Below are 18,800 nucleotides of genomic sequence, written 5' to 3'. Positions count from 1 at the left end.
AGCGCGGCCCGGCACGTCTGATCAGTTGCCCGTGTCGGCGTCGCCGCCCGAATAGAGCGCGATATACCGCCCAGCGACCGCGGCCTCGGAGAATTGCTCGAGCAAGTCGGGGTCGGCGGATCGCCGTGCGCGCCATGCGACCGGATCGACCAGCGCGCGACGTATCTGCGTGGCCAGCGCCTCCGGATCATCCTTGGCATACATCTCGGCGAGCGGCGCCATCGGGCCGATCTCGGGCGTGCCACCGGCGTCCGAATATAGCGTCGGTGTACCCCGCGCGAGGCTCTCGATCATCGTGCGGGGCAGCGGTTCGGGCCAGGTCGAACCGATGATCAGCACGTCGATGCTGTCGTAGAAGGCATCCGCCTTGACGAACCCCATCCAGTCGATCCGTGGATCGGGATGGCGCGCCTTGAGCCCTTCGATATAGTCGGTCTGGCCGCCGCCCGCGATCCGCAGTCGCCAGTCGCCTTCGACGCCGGTGATCGCGGCGAGCACGATCTCGATGCCCTTTTCGGGTTCGACTCGGCCGATCACGCCGAACACCAGGCCGGGCGAATCCTCGCGTCCCGGCCGTTCCGCACTCGACACCACCGACGTGACGTCGGCGATGTTGAAGATCACCTGGCTCGGCGTATCGCGGAAGAAGCCGTGGCGCTCATGCGTGTCGATCACGTAGCGGCTGTTGGAGGCGACCGCGTCGACCAGCGGCGTGTTGCGCTTCTTGCGGTCGGTCAGCAGACGGCAATCGCCACAGCGCTCGACGCAATCCTTGCGATCGCGATACAGCGCCGCGCGCGCGCACATCAGGCTGTAATCGCGCAGCGTGTGCACGATCCGGATGTCGTTCGCGCGTGCCCAGTGCCAGATTTCGGTCGAGAAGCCCTGCAGGTTGTTGGTATGGAGGACATCAGGCCTGATCCGCTTGGCAAGCGCGATCAGGTCGCGCGTCGCCTTGCGGTTGCGCCGGTCGCGCAGATGCCACAGCAGCCGCGCGGGCTTTGACGGGCGATGATCGGGGTGGAACGGCCAATAGATATTGCGCAGCGGCAGACGGTGGACCGTCACCAGCCCGTCCTGCTCCTCGATCGTCGCGTCGCTGTCATGCAGCGACGCGACGTGAACGTCGTGGCCTCGGGCCGCCACCGCCCGGCCGAGCAGCGCGACCGAACGCTCCGCTCCGCCCACGGAGGACGGGGGATACAACGTATTTACGATCAGAATGCGCATGCTACCCTTCGGATCGTTCCATGCGGCCCGCCGCCGTGCATATAGCGCGGCGATTCCGCTGTTTGACATTCCAGGCGGACTATCATCGTCCTGGACGATCATGGCCGCCATGGATCGCAGTTCGCACGTGCGGTATCGCGTCCTCACCGCTTCCTGCAACACCGAAGTGGCACAGGCTGCCAGCTACCGAGACCGCTCCTGCCCGATTCTTACAAAAAACGCTACACGTTCATCGGCATGGTCTTGCAGGGTTGGTTAATTGCCGCAATGCATCAAAATATCTCCACCGCCTGGAAGTGCTGGTGAGCAACAAGGGTATCGTCCGTTCATGACCACCGAGGGCAAAGGCGCGGCAGTCGGTTTTCGTGCCGCGGTCCGGCGAGATCTGGCGCTGTTCGCGCATCATGAATCGACCCCCCTCACCCTAGCGTTCGCGATGCGGATGGTGCTGTTGACGCAAGGATTCCAGTTCGTGCTGGCCCGACGGATCCAGGACGCACTCGCACGTATTCCGATCGTCGGCCGCCCGCTGCGGCGCATCTGGTGGTGGTGGACCTGCCGTACATTCGGGTCGGAGATCGCGATCGGCTGTTCCGTCGCAGCCGGGCTCTATATCCCCCATCCGTACGGCATCGTCGTCGGTGTTTGCACGATCGACGAGAATGTCGTTATTTTGCAGAACGTAACGATCGGCTCCAGACATTCGCATAGTCCTGGCCATGCGCGGATAGGTCGGGATGCCTATCTGTCGGCAGGGGCCGCGATCATCGGAGCGGTTACAATCGGAGAGGGAGCCATGATCGGCGCCAATGCAGTCGTGTTGCGCGACGTGCCCGTCGGCGCGGTCGCGGTGGGCGTGCCGGCCCGGATCGTCGGCGCGTCATGACCTGTGGCGCGGTAACGTCGCAGCCCCGCAAAGGGAGGACGCGATGCGCATTCTGAGCATCTCCGCCTTCTATCCGCCGTACGTGATCGGCGGTGCCGAACTCTGCGCGCACAGCCTGACCTATTGGTTCGCGGCCAATGGTCACGAAGCCGCGGTGCTGACCGCGGCGCCGATGGTCGAGCATGAAAGCTGGGCCACGCCGCAGGATGGCTACACGCTGTACCGCGTCAACACGCCGCATATCTATCCGGTGTTCAAGGCCAGTCAGGCCCCCGGCTGGAAGAAGCCGATCTGGCACGCCCAGGATCACTATGATCCGCGCAACGAGGCGATGTTCGAGAAGGTCATCGACGACTTCAAGCCGGACTTCATCCACATCCACTGGATTTCGGGACTCGGCTATAATGGCCTGAAGGTGATCGGCCGCCACGATATCCCGACCGCGATCACGCTGCACGATCTCGCTTATGCCTGCCTGCGGACGACGATGTTCCGCGACAGCGACGAATGCGTCGGGCAATGCACCAATTGTCGCCTGAGTTCGAAGGTGAAGATGGGCTTTCTGCGCGAGATCCCACGGCTGGGCTTCATCTCGCCGTCGCAGTCCAACCTCGACACGATCTCGTCGCTGCTGCCGATCGAGGACTATCCGCGCTTTCACATCCTCAACCCGAATCGCTACCCGGCACCGCGCGTCGAACATGCGCCGGTCGACACGGTGCGACTGTTGTTCGTTGGCCGGCTCGAGCAGACCAAGGGCATCAACTTCCTTCTCGAACTGCTAGACCAGCTTTCGGCCACCTACGACTTCCATCTCACCGTGCTCGGCAAGGGGCCGGAGGATCACGCGTTGCGCGCGACCTATGGCGAACGGCCGTGGCTGACGATGCAGGGCCATGTCCCACAACAGATCGTCGCCGACATCATGGCGGAGAGCGACCTTCTGGTCGTGCCGTCGCTCTGGGCCGAGAATTCACCCGGCGTCGTGTTCCAGGCCCTCGTTCAGGCGCTGCCGGTCATGGGTAGCGACAAGGGCGGCCTTCCCGAACTGATCGAACCCGGCGTCAACGGAATGCTCGTGCCGCCCGGCGATGCAGAGCAATGGCGCGCGGCGATCGTCGATGTGCTCGAACGCCCCGAACAATTGCTCGTGCTACGCGAACAGGCGGCGAACCAGACCGAGCGTTACGATTACGACGCACTGGCCAAGCAGATGCTCGGCGCCTTCGAACAGATCGCAGCGAGCAAGCGCTAACATCGCTTGCGTCGGACGAGCCCCCTCATAGCAGGCGGGCGTTGACTCCCAGCCGGCTGACGTTGGGGACGTCGATGATCACCGGCATCTCGCCAACCGTGACGCTGCGATCGGCAGAGGCTGCGCCCGACGCCTGGCACAGCGTCCGGCTGGTATAGGCGGCGGTGCCGCCGACGGTGACCCGCCCCTGGCGACCCGACACCGCGCTCCACGCGACGATCGCCAGCCCGCGCGGCGTCGCGACCCGGATAACCGTGAGCCCGCCATCGACGGTCTGTACCGCCATCGCCTTGGCCTCGGCGATCAGCGCGCTGGCGTCGGCGAACGCGCATTGCGCGGCTTTGGCGGCGTAATTGGCGTCGTAGAGCCCGAAATTATACTGGATGTTGGCGGGATCGGCGCCCGAATCCTTGGTTTCGTAATACCAGCTGCCCGCCACCCACGGCAGCGCGGCGGTATGCAGCAGGAATTGCGGTACGTTGGTCGCGATCTTGGCGCTGCTCACCGAACAGGACGCCGTGCCCGAGGGCCAGCCCCACTCGGTCACGTAGACCGGTAGGTCGCGCCCGCTATTCGCGCTGGCGACCTTGTCATGGAGCGCTCCGAGGCGTCCGATCGCCTCGGTCGCGGTGCGGTTGGCGGTGTTGGCGCAGTGATTGTAGATATGCGCCGACACGCCGTCGGCCTGCGCCGCGCCGCCGCGCGCCAGTACGTCGAGCGTCCACTGCCAGCCCGGATCGTCGCCGGCCGCGCCGACCAGGACCTTCGCACCAGGCGCCACCTGCTTGATCGCATTGGTCGCCCGCGCGGCGAGCGGCGCGTAATATAGCGAGGCGCGATAGTCCAAGGCATCGCCGGGGCCGACCAGAACCGGCTTGTCGCGCACCGCGTTGCGGTTCCACTCGTTCCAGATCTCATACAGCGCATCGCGACCGGCGGTCGCCGCCACCGCATGCTGCGCGTAGGTGGCGAACGCGGCCTGCCCGACATCCCCCGCCGGTGGCGATGCACCGAGGATCCAGGGATTGCCGTTGTTGACGATATAAAGCGGGCGGGCGCTGGTCTTGCCGAGGAACGTCACCAATGGCGTCGGCAGATGGGCGCCATCGACGTCCCAGTCGGGCGCCAGCGCGTTCCAGAAGAGATCCTCGCGGAACGCGCGAATGCCGGTCTCGGTAAAGCGTTGCGCGACGCTGTCGGGATCGTAACCGGCCGATGCCGCATAGGAGAAATGGGTAGCCGCGCCGACGATATAGGCCGTGGTGCGGACGGGAAGATCGGCGCTAGCAAAGACGATCGCGGTTGCCCCGGACTCGACCGGCAGCGCGCTGGCGTCGGCCGCGCCTGGAGACGGAGTCGCCGTCGGCGCGGGGGTCGGTGTAGGGGTCGGGGCAGCGATGGGGACCGTCACGACAGCTTCGGTAGACGCATCGGAGCCGCCACCACACGATGCCAATAATACTCCCAACAGCGGCACAAAACGGCGAGCCATATCTTTCCCTCACTGATGGCTACGCGCTAATTCCCAAGATTTTAGATGCGGTTAATGGCCCGGACATAATCGAACCTTTATGCGGCGGTGCAGCGTGATCCGAGGCGATGGTCACGACGGCATAAATCCGTGCGTCTTGACGCCGCGAATGCGAGAAGGCACGCAGACTCCATGTTCGGTCGCTTACCTGCTCATCGGTTCATGCTGCATTGCGGCAAGGAAAACGCCGGACTCGCGCGCAATGCCAAGCTGTTCGGTGTCGTCGCGCAAACGCTGGGGGCGACGATACTCGCCGTGCCAAATGCAGCCGTCGCACAGACCGAACGCTTGGGCATGCCGTTGATCCCGATCCCGTTGTTGAGCAAGTCGGGCGTCAGCCAGCCTGGGTTGAGCGTGACGCCGGCAGCCGATGTTGCGTATGACGACAACATCTTTCGTACCAGCGACGATCGTGCGGCACCGGTCGACGACATTATCGTCACGCCCGCGCTCCGGGCCTCGTATCAGCGTCAACTTGGACAGAACGACCTGCGAGTCGATGGCGACATCGGGTATAGTTTCTATACCCAGAACACCGATCGCAGCCGGGTGCGCGCCGATATCAAGGGCAGCGGGACGATCCGGATCGCTGGCATCTGCCAGATCCAGCCCGATCTCCGTTTTACCCGCCAACAGGCGGATTATGGCGACATCAACGGCCCGATCGACAATTTCCAGACCTTCTCGACGCTGGCGGTGAAGGCCAGCTGCCCGCGCGCGGTCGGATTCTTTCCGCTCGCCGAGCTGTCGCGTCGGACGACCCGCAACGACACGCTGTTCGACTTTGCCGACCAGACGCTCGTATCGGCGGCGGGCGGCATCGGCTATGCGCGCCCCAGCCTGGGCCAGGCAGCGCTCTTCTATCGCTATTCGCGCGCCGACCGCCCGACCATCGGCGTCGTCAACCGGATCGACGAGGCCGGCGTGACCTTCAACCGCGCGGTCGTCAGCCGGGTCGAGCTGTCGGTCGATCTGCATTACCTGCAGGCGCGCAGCAAGGGTGCCAACGTCCGCCCCTATCACGGTGCGGGCTGGGACCTCGACCTGGTGTTCCGTCCGATCCCGCGGATCATGTTCAAGGGCGAGGCGGGACGACGGATCGTCAACGATTCACTCGTGCCGGCGGGGTTCACCGTACAGACCGATTATGCGCTCGGCACCGAATGGCGGTTTGCGGAGCGGACGCTGCTGCGCGGTGGCGCGGTTCTCGGGCGGCGCCAGTTTCGTGGCGATCCTCTCGTCATTGCAGCCCCTTTTGCGAGCGACCGCTTTACGAGCCTGACGTTGGGCCTGACCCGCGCGATTGGCGAGCGGCTCAATCTGACCCTGGACGCGCAGCGCACGTCGCGCCGGACCAATACCGGGCTCAACAACTATGATGCCAACCGCGCTGCGGCGGGCGTATCGTACAGGTTCTGATATAATGACGAGGCACATCATGACAGGTAGCTGGCACTCCGTACGCCTGGCTGGCGCGTTTGCGCTGTCGGCGGTTCTGCTCGCCCAGACTGTACACGCTCAGACTCCCGTCCCTGCACAGGGGCAGACGGCGCCGAATTCGACCTCGCCAGGTGCGACCGGCGCGGCGGCGGGATCCTACGTTCTGGGCGCGAACGACGAGATAGCCGTGACCGTCTTCGGGCAGGAAGCGATGTCGTCGAAGACCCGGATCCGCGCCGACGGCACGATCACCGCGCCGTATCTCGGCGTCGTCCAGGCGGCAGGCAAGACGACCGCACAGCTCGGCACCGAACTCTCGCAGGCTTATGTCCGCGGCGGCTATCTGAGCAAGCCGTCGATCAACGTCGAAATCACGGCGTACAGCAGCAAGACGGCGACCGTGCTGGGTGCAGTCCCCAATTCGGGGCTGTACCCGATCGATCGCCCCTACACCGTCTCGGCGATGGTCGCGCGCGCCGGCGGACCGCGGATCGATGGCGCCAATACGGTGATCCTGACCCCGGCGGGTGGCCAGCCGCAGCGCATCTCGCTCGCCGATCTCAGCGGCGGCGCGTCGCGGATGGTCCAGCCCGGCGACACGCTGTTCGTGCCGACCGCCGAGACGATCTACGTCTATGGCGAAGTGAACAAGGGCGGTGCGTTCCCGGTCCAGCCGGGCATGACCTTCCGCCAGGCACTGGCACTCGCAGGCGGCCCGACGCTCGCCGGTTCGGTCAAGCGGATCGAAGTACGGCGCGGCGGGCAGAAGCTCGACAAGCCCGACCTCGACATGCCGGTCCAGCCCGAGGATGTGCTGGTCATCAAGGAAAAGTGGTTCTGATCGCGATGCCCCCTTTTGCCATGACCTCGATCGTTCCGGCGCCGTTCAATCCGACGGCGCGGGGAGGCAACCGATGAGTTTCTTCACACGCCTCGGCAACTGGCTGTCGGGTGTGCTCGATCCCGAGCCGCCCCTGTCCAGCCTGCCAGACCTGCGAGCAGCCCCTGGTCGCGCGTCGGCCGCACCTACACATCCGGGGCCGATGGTAGCAGCGATCCCGGCACGCCCTACCCTCGCGCCCGCAGCCTCGCCATCGCGGGCGCTGAGTTCTGGGCGGACGCGGATCCACAGCGCGTTCGATGCCGGCATGCCGGTCGAGAACCGCGCCGGTCTGGCCGGCCGCGCGCGCGAACTGGACCGGCTCGTCGAGGCGGTGCTCGAACATGGCAAGCACGGTATCGTGTTCGGCGCACGTGGCTCGGGCAAGACGTCGCTGGCACGCGTGTTCGGCGACCTGGCGGATGAGGCCGGTGCGACCGTGCTCTACAATCTGGCCGGCGGCGATATCGACTTTTCCGAGCTTTGCCGTCCCTATCTCGTCGAACTTCTGTCGATCCCCGGCGAAGGCATACGGCGGATCGACGTCCAGCCTTTGCTGACCGCGGCGTTCGATGCGCGCCAGATGGCGACTATCCTCGCGGAGACGGTGCGTCGCCCGACGATCTTCGTGCTCGACGAGTTCGATCGGATCGAGACGCACGCGACCAAGACCGAGATGGCGGCGCTCATGAAGCTGTTGTCGGACATGCGCTCGCCGGTCAGGATCGTCGCGGTCGGCATCGCCGCCAATCTCGAGGACCTGATCGAGGGGCATCCCTCGCTGCGTCGGCATATCGTGTCGGTGCCGATCGGCGGGATCGAGACCGACCAGTTGAAGGCGCTGCTGGTCCGCTGCTGTGACACAGCAGGGCTGACGATCGACGACGATGCGGCGATGAAGATCGCCCGTTCGGCGGTCGGGTCGCCGTATCACCTGCGTCTGTTCGGCGCGAATTGCGCGATCGCGGCAAGCCGTGCGGGTCGCGACCACATCGACGATACGCTCGTCCAGCAGGGTCTGCTCGATGCGTATGGCGAATGGGGTGCGCTCAGTCCGCGCGCCGCGGCGCTGGTGGTCGATCTCCAGCGCCTGCCCAAGCCGACGACGATGGCGATCGCGGTGATCTGCCTTGCCGCGGCGATGCGGACGCGGATCGAGCGGGGCGAGGTGACGTTGGTGCTCAACGAGGATGGTCATGACGACGCGACCATCGCCGCGGCGTTCGCGGCACTGAGCCCGATCCTCCATGCCAGCGCGATCGAGGGCAGCTATTATTTCGACGATACGCTGGCGCCGCAATTCTATCTGCTGGTCTATAATCGCAGGATCGATCCTGCCCGGATCCAGCCGACCGGGTTCGACGACCTGCGTAATGTCTTGGAACGAGGAGTGCGTGACCAGTGATCAGTTTCGCTGACTTGATTAGCGCGATCCGGCATCGGATCCGCCTTGTCCTGCTGGTCGGCGGGGTGGTATTTCTCGCCATCGCCGCACTCGGCTTCACTCGCCCGCGCGCCTATACCGCGACGTCGTCGATCCTGGTCGATCTGACCGAGCGCGATCCGGTCAGCGCGAACAGCGCTAACGGCTCGGACAACAGCTCGGTGCTCGAGTCGGTGATCGGCACGCAGCAGGATATCATCCGCAGCGACGCCGTGCTGAGCGACGTCGTGCAGCGCAGCCCGCAGTTCCAGAGTGCGGCGCTGGGCGACACACCGACTGCGCGCAACCAGAACGGCCTCACGATGCTGCGCCGCGACTTGGCGATCAGTAGCGAGAAGGGCAGCAATGTCATCCGGCTCAGCCTGACCGGCAAGTCGCCCGACGAGGTGGCGAAAACGCTCAACCTGATCGTCGACACGTTCCTCACCAAGCAGGTGACGCTGCGCAGCGGTAACGCGCGCGGCAACGCCAAATGGTACGACGCCCGCACCCGCGACGTCCGCGATCGGCTTGAGGCCGCGCAGTCGCGCTTGTCCGACTTCCAGCGCCAGCACGGCATCGTCGGCATGAACCGGATGGACGTCGAGGCCGACCGCGTCCGCAACCTGTCGACCGAACTGGTAGCCGCACAGGCCGCCGCCGCGGTTGCGCAGTCGAAGTCGGGCTCGACCGCCCAGCCCGAGGTGGCGCAGTCGACGATCGTCCAGGACCTTCAACGCGAAAGCGGCTTGCAGGCCGGCAAGGTCGCCGAGCTGTCGAAGACGCTCGGGCCGAACCATCCCGACATGCTCGCCGCCAACGCACAGCTTGCGGCGCTGCGTGGCCAGCTTTCATCCGCGCGCTCGGTCCAGGCACAGGCTTTGACCGCCGCCAGTTCGGCCGCGGGCCGCCGCGAGTCGAGCATTCGTGCCGACCTCGCCGCGCAGCAGACGCGGATGCTCGCGCTGTCCGGCGTGCAGGATCAGCTGAACGTGTTGCAGCGGGATGTCGACGCCGCGCGGGCAACGTACGACACGGTACGCCAGCGCTATAACGAGGCGACTCTTCAGTCCGAGGTGTCGCAGGCCAACGCGAGCCGGCTCGATCGTGCGGTACCGCCGACCTTGCCGTCCAAGCCGAACCTGATCCTGTGGATCATCGCGGCGATCGTGATGGGTGCCGGCGCCGGGCTGGCAGCCGCGATTGGCCAGGAAATGCTGGCGCCACGACTGCGGACGCCATCGGGCACCGCCCGCGCGCTCGATCTCGACGTGATCGCCGACATGACCGATATCAAGAGCGGCACCACGGGCTGGCGAGCCCCCCGCAAGGAGGCAATGGCGTGAGGCTTCGTTCGACCACAGGTCCGGCAACGTCCGGTTTCGACCGCGATACGCACATCGACTCGGCGCATGTCGTCGCACCCGGCAGCGTCGACCCGCTGGTCGTGGCGGCCTATGAGACCGACACGCCCTATGTCGTCGCAGCACGCGCGATCCGCAGCTCGATCGTCCAGAGCTACGCCGACAGCGATCGCCGATCACACGCCTGCGCGCTGGTCGGGATCGATTGTGACGAAGCGCTGGCGGTGCTCGCCGCCAATCTTGGTGTGGTGATGGCGCAAGCTGGATCGCAGACCGTTGTCGTCGACGCGAACCGCGCGCATCCACGCATCGCCAGCCTGTTCCAGCTTGCCGATCATGCCGAGCATCAGGTGACCGCGATCCCGGGGTTACTGGTTTCGGGCACCGGCGCCGATATCCATGGCGGTAATGAACCGATCGAGCGCCGCTCGTTGATCGAGCAGCACGACGCGATCGCGACTTCGGCCAGCCAGATGATTGCGGCCACGGTCGTCAGCGCAACCAATGGCGCTACCAGCATCGCCGATGCGCTGAGGGGCTTCGACTCCGCAGTGATCGTCATCCGCAAGCATTTTACCAAGCGGAACGTGGTGCGCGGATTGATCGAAGTGCTGGACAAGCACGGCATCCCGATCACCGGCACCGTCCTGGTCTGATCGCATGGCGGTAGCGAGGCAAACGCGCGCCGAGGGTAGCCCACCCCGCGTACTGCACGTGTGCGACAGCATCATCGGCGGCACGGGAAGTTTTCTCGCCGAGTTGCTGACGCCGCAGGCCGAGCGCTACGGGCCGAACGCGCTGACGCTGTTGATGCCCGAACAGCACCGCGATCATATCGAGCCGCGGCTGCTCGACAGCGGTATCCGGTTCGAATATTTCGATCGACCGAACCGACTGCTCGGCATGGCGAAGCTGTTCTCCAGCTATCGCCGCGTACGCCGCCAGATACAGCCGGAAATCGTCCACGCGCATTCGTTCGGCGCTGGCGTGATCACGCGCATCCTGCGATTCGGTAAGCGTCCGCGGCTGATCTTCTGCCCGCACGGCTGGGCGTTCAGCATGCAGGTGTCGCCGTTTGCCAAGCGGGTTATCATCGCGGTGGAACGCTATCTCGCGCGGAAGGCCGACCGGATCATTTTGATCTCGCCGCATGAAGGCGACGTTGCACGTGGTGTGGGTTTGCCCGACGAAAAGCTCGTGGTGATCAACAATGCGATCAGCAAAGCGCCCCCCCCGGTACCTCCGGCCCGTTGGGACGACGATCGGATCAAGCTGCTGTTCGTGGGCAGGTTCGACCGACAAAAGGGTCTCGACCTGCTGCTCGAAGCGATTGCGGAGCTCGGCGATCGTTATGCCTTGCGCGTCGTTGGTCAACCCGTCGTGGCGCCGCAGATTGGCCAGATCACGCCCGAATTCGTCGAGTATGTCGGCTGGCGTGATCGCAATGGCGTGGTGTCCGAGATGATGGCGGCAGATGCCATCATCGTTCCGTCGCGCTGGGAAGGCTTCGGCCTTGTCGCGATCGAGGCGATGCGTGTGCGCCGAGCCGTGATCGCGTCCGATGCCGGGGGCTTGAACGATACGCTGGATGCCGGACGCTTCGGCCTGACGTTTCCTTCGAACAACGTGGGCGCCCTGCGCCACCTCCTCGAAACGCTCGATCCTGCAGACTTGCCGGAATGGGGGGAGCGGGGTCATGCACGATTTATCGACAAATACACGAGCGAGACGATGGTCGAGGCGGTCGACGCCACCTATCGCGATCTGCTGGGTACGCGCTGACGGAGCCCGGGCCTAGCGGGCTAGAAAAATCGGCGAAATTCGGCTAGAGGCCGCGCATGCAGACCGCCGCGAACCTCATGCCCATCCCCGGGCACATCGACCCCGTGCCCGTTCCCCGCAGCTTCGTGCCGCGCAGCGATGGGCGGATCGACCTGCTCGGGCTATCGCTCGCCGATTTGCGGATGGCGCTGGAAACGTCGCAGCTCGAGGAGAAGCAGGCCAAGCTGCGTGCCAAGCAGCTGTGGCACTGGATCTACAATCGGGGCGCGACCGAGTTCTCGGCGATGACCGATATCTCGAAGACGATGCACCCCTGGCTCGAGCAGCGCTTCGTGATCAGCCGGCCCAACGTGGTCGAGGCGCAGGTGTCGACCGACGGCACGCGGAAGTGGCTGCTGCGCTCCGACGACGCGCAGGATTACGAGATGGTGTTCATCCCCGACGCCGATCGCGGTACGTTGTGCGTGTCGAGCCAAGTCGGCTGCACGCTCAACTGCACCTTCTGCCACACCGGCACGATGCGGCTGGTGCGCAATTTGACGCCCGCCGAGATCGTCGGCCAAGTGATGCTCGCGCGTGACTCGTTGGGCGAATGGCCGAGCCAGCCCGAGGGCCGCATGCTCACCAACATCGTGATGATGGGGATGGGCGAGCCGCTGTATAATTTCGAGAACGTCCGCGATGCGTTGAAGCTGGTGATGGACGGCGCTGGCCTCGCGCTCAGCCGCCGCCGGATCACATTGTCGACGTCGGGCGTGGTGCCGATGATGGCACGCGCGGGGGCCGAGATCGGCGTGAACCTCGCGGTGTCGTTGCACGCGGTTACCAAGGAAGTGCGCGACGAGATCGTCCCGCTCAACCGGAAGTACGGCATCGAAGAGCTGCTCCAGGCATGCGCGGACTATCCGGGCACGAACAACGCGCGGCGCATCACGTTCGAATATGTGATGCTGAAGGACAAGAACGACTCCGACGATGACGCGCGCGAACTCGTGCGGTTGCTGCGGAAGTATGAGCTGCCCGCGAAGGTGAATCTCATTCCGTTCAACCCTTGGCCGGGTGCGGAATACGAGTGTTCGACGCCCGAGCGGATCAAGTCGTTCTCCAGCATCGTGTTCGGCGCGGGGATCTCGGCGCCGGTGCGGACGCCGCGCGGGCGCGATATCGATGCGGCGTGCGGCCAGTTGAAGACCGCGTCGGAGAAGAAGAGTCGCGCGCAGATCGATCGCGAGGCCGCTGCCGAGGCTGATTCCGCCTTTGTCTGATCTCGGTTCGCTGGGATTGGCGGCGGGGGCGGGAATGCTGGGCGGCGCGATGAACGCGCTGGCGGGCGGCGGCAGCTTCGCGACGATGCCGTCGCTGATCGCGCTCGGCCTGCCCTCGCCGATCGCCAACGCGACCAGCAACGTCGCGGTGCAGCCCGCGGCGATGGCGAGCGCATGGGCGTATCGCGCCGATCTGGGGCCTGTCGGCGGCGTCGGTATCCGGACGCTGGCGGGGATCACGTTCGTTGGTGGTCTCGTCGGAAGCCTGCTGTTGTTCTTTACCCCGGCGACCGCATTCGACGTGATTGTACCGTGGCTATTGCTGATGGCGACGCTCGCGATCGCGTTCGGCAAGCCCGCCTCGACCTGGCTGCATGCGCGCCTTGCGATCGGATCGCGCTCGCTGATCGCCGCGCAGACTTTGCTGGGGATCTACGGCGGCTATTTCGGGGGCGGCGTCGGGATGATGCTGACCGCTGCTTGGGGACTGTTGGCCGGCGCCTCGCCTGCCAAGCTCGCCGCGCCCCGCACGCTGATGCTGGCGACGGCCAATGCCGCGGCGACGATCGTGTTCGCAACGACGGGTATGGTGGCATGGACGCTCTGCCTGCCGATGATGGCGGGCGGCGTGGTCGGCGGCTATTTCGGCGCAAGGTTCGGGCGCAAGCTACCCGACGGCGTGATCCGCGCCTGGACGCTGCTGGTGACCGCGACAACGACCATCGTCTTCTTCTACCGCGCTTATTCCTGAACGCCTTCGCGCGAAGCGGGGCGGATCGCGGGTAATCCCGTTCGTCTGGGGCGCTTTGGTGGTCCCGGTGCGACTGACGTCGGGTACCTGTCATTCAACGAAAAGGCCGGTACCGCGCGAAGCAGTACCGGCCTTTGATCACCTAACTCCGGAATGGACCCGGGACATGGCGGATCAGCTTGCCTGAACCTCGTCGGGCACCGCGCGCACACGGCGGCGGCGGGGCTTTTCCTCAACCGTAGCGTCGGCGACAGGCGTTGCTTCGACTGCCGGCGTCGGCACGAGTGCAACGGTAGCCGAGATGCCCAGCGACGGCGGCAGGCGATCCGCGTCGAACGCGGTTGGTGCATGCTCGTCCTGTCCGCCCTGATCTTGCGCAACGGGTGCGTCGAGGCTGCGATCGCGGCGCGGGCGACCGCGACGGCGGGGCTGCTCCTCGGTCGCGGCGACGGGCATCGTCGTCTCGACGGCTTCGGTCGGCTGAACCGCCTGCTCGGTGGATTCGGTTACCGAACGGACCGCGTCGGCTTCCGAATCCTGGTTGGCATTGGCGACCGGTGCGCTCACGCGGGGCGTGCGGCGGACCGTCTCGCGCTGCGGCGTGTCGCGGTAGTCGCTGCGGGGCTCGCGGACCTGCTCGTCGCGCCCGTTCTCGCGGGGCTGCGTCTCGCGCTGCTGGGTCTCACGCGCCTGCGCTTCGCGCGCCTGGCCCTGCTCTTCGCCGCTGCGATCGTCGCGCGGCTGGGCATCACGCGGGGTGTTGCGCTGGTTGCGCGGGTTGTCGCCACGGACGCGGTCCTCGCGCTGGCCTTCGTTACGCGGCTGCGCGTCGTTACGCTGGCCTTCATTGCGCTGGCCTTCGTAGCGGTTGTTCTCGTATCGCGGACGCTCTTCGCGCTGCGGACGATCGTCACGCTGAGGGCGGTCCTCGCGGTTCTGGCCCTCACGATTCTGACGAGGCGCGTTCTGGTACTGGCCACTCTGCTGGCCACCATTCTGCTCGCCTCGAGCCTGCTCGGGTGTACCCTGCTGCTCGCCGGAGCGGATCGGTTCGCCCTCGTCGCCGTAATCGTCGTCGCCGTCGAGATCGAACGGCTGCTGGCGACGCGGCTGCTGCTGCGCCTGCGGCTGGCTCTCTTCGAAGCGCGCGCGCGTCTCGCTCAGGACGCGGAAATAATGGTCCGCGAACTGGAGGTAATATTCGATGTTGACGCGGTCGCCCTGCTGCTGCGCGTCGCGCGCGAGGTTCTTGTACTTCTCGTACAGCTGGCTCGCGTTGCCGCGCGCGCGGCTGTCGATGCGGTTGCCGGTATCGCGACCACCCTGGCCGCCGCCGCCGCCTTGGCGTTGACCGCCACCACTACCGCCGCCGCCATTATTATTGTTGCCACGACCGCGACGGCGGCCGGCTTGCCGGTTGTTGATCAAGCTTGTGTCCTCAGTCGTCGAACCAAAATCTGGTCGTGCTCCGAAATGCGGTGCAAACCCCCGTCGCGCACCGACGATCTAGACGAGATCGGTGCGTCGAACTTGCCAGGGCCGCCGGACTGCAGCGACCTCAAAGCGAAGGATGCGGGTCATCGCTCTAAACCGACCAATCGTCGAGAGTGCGTGCCCCTGCCCGCGTGATAGCGTCCGCAAGGGACCTACTACAAGCGAAATGTGAGGTTTAGCGCCATATTGTTCAAGTTGCGGGGGCGTGGGTTGCCACTAACGCGCGCGTGTTGCCGCCATAGTCGTGGTGGAGCGCGACGTGCAGACCCTGCGCTTCGAGCAGCGCGGTGACGGGGAGAGCCTGCGTCGAGCCGATCTCGATCACCGCCGCGCCACCGGGGGCGATCAGTGCGGGGAGCTGTTCAGCGAGGATGCGGTAGTCGTCGAGCCCGTCTGCGCCGGCGAAGAGCGCGGCGTGGGGTTCGTGGTTCTGGACTTCGGGCGGGAGCTGCTCGTCGGTGGCGATGTAGGGCGGGTTGGCGAGGATCAGGTCGAACTGGCCGACGATCGCGCTGGCCCAGCTTCCGCGGATGAAGTGCGCGCGGTCGGCCATGCCGAGGGTTGCGGCGTTGGCGCGGGCGTAGGCGAGCGCTTGGGAGGAATAGTCTACGCCTAGGCCTTGCGCGGGCCATTCGTCGAGCGCGGCGAGGAGCAATGTGCCGGGGCCGGTGCCGAGGTCGAGTATTGTTGCGGGGGCGCGACCGGCGAAATGCGCTTGGGCGGCGATCAGGAGGGTTTCGCTGTCGGCGCGGGGGACGAGTGCGCCGGGCCCTACGGCGAGGTCGATCGACCAGAAGCCGCGCGTGCCTGTGAGGTAGGCGACGGGTTCGTGGTTGAGACGGCGTTCGACGAGTGCGGGGAAGGTCTCGGGGACGACGTAGCGGTCCGGGTCGAGGAGGACCGCGTTACGTTCGACGCCGAGCGCGTGCGCCATCAGCAGTTCCGCGTCGAGGCGCGGTGTAGCGGAGAACGCGAACTGTGCGGCGGCAGTGGCGATCGCTGCACTTACCCCCCCGCCCGCTTGCGGGAGGGGGTTGGGGGGTGGGCACGCGCTCACCGCGGACGCACCGGCTGCGATAAGTCTGAAGACCCGAACGCAACGCGCGTCTGGAACTGGCCGCGAGCCCACCCCCCGGCCCCCTCCCGCTTGCGGGAGGGGGGGAAGTAGGAGGGCTCAGCCATCCAATTGCGCCAAACGGTCCGCTTCGTCCTGCGCCACCAGCGCGCCGATCAGTTCGTCCATCTCGCCCGCGACGATCTCCGGCAGGCGGTGGAGCGTCAGGTTAATGCGGTGATCGGTGACGCGGCCCTGCGGGAAATTGTACGTCCGGATCCGTTCCGACCGATCGCCCGAGCCGACCATCGACTTCCGTGCGCCTGCCCGCTCGGCATGCAGCCGGTCGCGTTCCGCCTCGTACAGCCGCGTCCTGAGCACGCGCAAAGCCTTGGCCTTGTTCTTGTGCTGCGACTTCTCGTCCTGCTGGATCACGGTCAGCCCGGTCGGGATGTGGACGATCCGCACCGCGGAGTCCGTCGTGTTGACCGACTGCCCGCCGGGGCCCGACGAGCGATAGACGTCGATACGCAGGTCCTTGTCGTCGATCTTGACGTCGACCTCCTCCGCCTCGGGCAACACCGCGACGGTCGCCGCCGAGGTGTGGATCCGGCCGCCCGCCTCGGTGGTCGGCACGCGCTGGACGCGGTGCACGCCGCTCTCGAACTTGAGTTTGGCGAACACGCCCTGCCCGGTGACGCTGGCGACGACTTCCTTGAAGCCGCCCGCGTCCGACGACGAACCGGAGATCATCTCGACCCGCCAGCCCTGCGATTCGGCATAGCGCTGGTACATCCGGAACAGGTCGCCCGCGAACAGCGCCGCCTCGTCGCCACCGGTGCCGGCGCGGACCTCGAGCATCGCCGAGCGCTCGTCGGCGGAATCGCGCGGCAACAACGCGAGCGCGAGCTTGCGGTCCGCGGTTTCCAGCAGCGTGCGGTTCTCGTGCAACTCGTCCGACGCCATCGCGCGCAGTTCGTCGTCGGCATCCTCCGCCATGAACGCGAGGCTCTCCGCCTCCTGACGCAACCGGCGCACTTCGGTGGCGGCTTGGGCCACGGGTTCGAGCTCGGCATATTCCTTCGATACCGCGACGAAGCGGTCCGACGGGAGATCGCCGGTCGACATCAGCGCTTGCAGCTCGTCACGCCGCGCCTCGATCGCGCGGATGCGGTCGGGGGAGATCTGGGTCATGCGGGCTTATTCGCCTGATCCCAAACAATCCTTTTCACTTTTTCGCGAATATCGTTCGTCATGTCGCCCCATTCCGAAAGCGCAAGTCCACCATTAAGAAACTTTAACGAAACGATATAATTGGGCTTCAATTTTATTGCTCGATCGAAACGCTTTCGCTCACTCCCGGTAACTATCGCCTCCGCGCAAAAGGCTTCCCGCCGCAACGCAGCTAGCGCGCCAACCGCTATAGTTCCGTAAGCTTCGGCTTCAGCTACAATTATTATATTCGGCCGATCTATCGGTGGCTCCTCAATTAACATAGCCAGCCGCTCGACACCGGCAGCCCAACCAACACCAGCCGTCTCCGGCCCGCCGAGCGAGCCGATCAGTCCGTCATACCGGCCGCCGGCCAGCACGGTGCCTTGCGCACCCAGCCGGTCGGTCACGAACTCGAACGCGGTGTGGCGGTAGTAATCGAGGCCGCGGACCAGGCGCGCGTTGCGCTCCCACGCGACACCCGCCGCATCGAGCCCGGCGGTCACCGCTTCGAAGAACGCGCGTGCCTCGGGGGTCAGATACGCGTCGATATCCGGCGCGCTGTCGGCGATCGGGCGATCGCGCGGGTCCTTCGAGTCGAGGATCCGCATCGGGTTCTTCTCGAGCCGCGTCAGGCTGTCCTCGGACAGTTCGCCGCGATGCGCTTCGAAATGCGCGACCAGCGCCTCGCGCCAGGCGTCGCGCGTCGCGGCGTCGCCCAGCGTGTTGAGCTGCAACGTCACGCCCTCGGAAATGCCGAGTTCGCGCAGCAACTGGTCCGCGAGCACAAGCAGCTCGACGTCCGCCGCCGGCTCGGCCGCACCGATCACCTCGGCGTCGATCTGGTGGAACTGGCGGAACCGGCCCTTTTGCGGGCGCTCGTAGCGGAACACCGGGCCGCTGGTGGTGAGCTTCAGCGGTGCGAACTGCTGCCAGCCTTCGGTCAGGTACGCGCGCGCTATGCCGGCAGTGAACTCCGGGCGGAGCGTCAGCGAGTCCCCGCCGCGATCCTCGAACGTGTACATTTCCTTCGACACGACATCGGTCGTCTCGCCGAGCGAGCGCGCGAACACCGCTGTGGATTCGAACACCGGAATATCGACGCGCTGGAAGCAATACAGCGCCCGCACGCGCTCGAACGTGGCGAGGACGTGTGCGAACCGGCGCTGCTCGTCGCCGAAAATGTCCTGGGTGCCACGGATGCGGCGTGGAGTTTCTGTCTTGGCCATGATG

16 protein-coding genes are annotated in these 18,800 nt (G+C 65.8%); 10 read left to right on the top strand and 6 right to left on the bottom strand.

The window, feature by feature from the left end; genetic code table 11:
• Positions 1 to 21: 21 nt before the first annotated feature.
• Positions 22 to 1,230 (bottom strand): glycosyltransferase family 4 protein, encoded by a 1,209-nt coding sequence (locus tag O6W96_RS12120; protein ID WP_353469781.1) that lies wholly within the window; start codon positions 1,228 to 1,230, stop codon positions 22 to 24.
• 328 nt (positions 1,231 to 1,558) lie between these two features.
• Between O6W96_RS12120 and O6W96_RS12115 the strand changes: the two genes are divergently transcribed.
• Together O6W96_RS12115 and O6W96_RS12110 are read left to right on the top strand one after the other, a co-directional pair.
• Positions 1,559 to 2,116: a hypothetical protein gene (locus O6W96_RS12115; protein WP_353469780.1), complete on the top strand. Its 558-nt coding sequence runs from the start codon at positions 1,559 to 1,561 to the stop codon at positions 2,114 to 2,116.
• A gap of 43 nt (positions 2,117 to 2,159) precedes the next feature.
• A complete protein-coding gene (locus tag O6W96_RS12110) occupies positions 2,160 to 3,371 on the top strand; it encodes a glycosyltransferase family 4 protein (RefSeq protein WP_353469779.1) in 1,212 nt (403 codons plus the stop codon).
• Between the two features lie 25 nt (positions 3,372 to 3,396).
• Here the strand turns inward: O6W96_RS12110 and O6W96_RS12105 are convergent, their stop codons facing one another.
• The gene (locus O6W96_RS12105; RefSeq protein WP_353469777.1) at positions 3,397 to 4,782 is read right to left on the bottom strand and encodes a hypothetical protein; all 1,386 of its coding nucleotides are present in this window, start codon (positions 4,780 to 4,782) and stop codon (positions 3,397 to 3,399) included.
• Positions 4,783 to 5,034: 252 nt separating this feature from the next.
• Here O6W96_RS12105 and O6W96_RS12100 point away from each other — a divergent pair, with 252 nt between their 5' ends.
• From O6W96_RS12100 to O6W96_RS12065, 8 genes are all read left to right on the top strand, one after another.
• A complete protein-coding gene (locus O6W96_RS12100; protein WP_353469776.1) occupies positions 5,035 to 6,321 on the top strand; it encodes a hypothetical protein in 1,287 nt (428 codons plus the stop codon).
• A gap of 19 nt (positions 6,322 to 6,340) precedes the next feature.
• Positions 6,341 to 7,183 (top strand): polysaccharide biosynthesis/export family protein, encoded by an 843-nt coding sequence (locus O6W96_RS12095; protein WP_353469775.1) that lies wholly within the window; start codon positions 6,341 to 6,343, stop codon positions 7,181 to 7,183.
• A gap of 73 nt (positions 7,184 to 7,256) precedes the next feature.
• Entirely contained in the window at positions 7,257 to 8,627 is a 1,371-nt protein-coding gene (locus O6W96_RS12090; RefSeq protein ID WP_353469774.1) for an ATP-binding protein, read from the top strand.
• Positions 8,624 to 9,991: a GNVR domain-containing protein gene (locus O6W96_RS12085; protein ID WP_353469773.1), complete on the top strand. Its 1,368-nt coding sequence runs from the start codon at positions 8,624 to 8,626 to the stop codon at positions 9,989 to 9,991. Before O6W96_RS12090 ends, O6W96_RS12085 begins: the two co-directional genes overlap by 4 nt.
• Positions 9,988 to 10,665, top strand: a complete 678-nt coding sequence (locus O6W96_RS12080) for a hypothetical protein (RefSeq protein WP_353469772.1) — start codon at positions 9,988 to 9,990, stop codon at positions 10,663 to 10,665. Before O6W96_RS12085 ends, O6W96_RS12080 begins: the two co-directional genes overlap by 4 nt.
• 4 nt (positions 10,666 to 10,669) lie before the next feature.
• Positions 10,670 to 11,791, top strand: a complete 1,122-nt coding sequence (locus O6W96_RS12075) for a glycosyltransferase (protein WP_353469771.1) — start codon at positions 10,670 to 10,672, stop codon at positions 11,789 to 11,791.
• Positions 11,792 to 11,847: 56 nt separating this feature from the next.
• Positions 11,848 to 13,056 (top strand): 23S rRNA (adenine(2503)-C(2))-methyltransferase RlmN, encoded by a 1,209-nt coding sequence (gene rlmN, locus O6W96_RS12070; protein ID WP_353469770.1) that lies wholly within the window; start codon positions 11,848 to 11,850, stop codon positions 13,054 to 13,056.
• Positions 13,049 to 13,807 carry a sulfite exporter TauE/SafE family protein gene (locus O6W96_RS12065; protein WP_353469769.1) on the top strand — a complete coding sequence of 253 codons (759 nt, stop codon included), beginning with the start codon at positions 13,049 to 13,051 and terminating at the stop codon, positions 13,805 to 13,807. The genes rlmN and O6W96_RS12065 overlap by 8 nt, the downstream gene beginning before the upstream one ends.
• Before the next feature lie 174 nt (positions 13,808 to 13,981).
• Here the strand turns inward: O6W96_RS12065 and O6W96_RS12060 are convergent, their stop codons facing one another.
• The 4 genes from O6W96_RS12060 to hisS form a co-directional block, all read right to left on the bottom strand.
• Positions 13,982 to 15,235 (bottom strand): DUF4167 domain-containing protein, encoded by a 1,254-nt coding sequence (locus O6W96_RS12060; RefSeq protein ID WP_353469768.1) that lies wholly within the window; start codon positions 15,233 to 15,235, stop codon positions 13,982 to 13,984.
• A 256-nt stretch (positions 15,236 to 15,491) separates the two neighbouring features.
• Positions 15,492 to 16,358, bottom strand: coding sequence for a peptide chain release factor N(5)-glutamine methyltransferase (prmC, locus tag O6W96_RS12055; RefSeq protein WP_353469767.1), 867 nt, complete (start codon positions 16,356 to 16,358; stop codon positions 15,492 to 15,494).
• 117 nt (positions 16,359 to 16,475) lie between these two features.
• Positions 16,476 to 17,549, bottom strand: coding sequence for a peptide chain release factor 1 (prfA, locus tag O6W96_RS12050; protein ID WP_056053173.1), 1,074 nt, complete (start codon positions 17,547 to 17,549; stop codon positions 16,476 to 16,478).
• Entirely contained in the window at positions 17,546 to 18,796 is a 1,251-nt protein-coding gene (hisS, locus tag O6W96_RS12045) for a histidine--tRNA ligase (RefSeq protein ID WP_353469766.1), read from the bottom strand. Before hisS ends, prfA begins: the two co-directional genes overlap by 4 nt.
• Positions 18,797 to 18,800 lie beyond the last annotated feature (4 nt).

Source organism: Sphingomonas faeni (genome assembly GCF_040407495.1).
GTDB classification, from domain to species: domain Bacteria; phylum Pseudomonadota; class Alphaproteobacteria; order Sphingomonadales; family Sphingomonadaceae; genus Sphingomonas; species Sphingomonas faeni_D.
The sequence above is the reverse complement of the archived record's forward strand: the minus strand, read 5'-3'. Positions and strand labels throughout refer to the sequence as shown.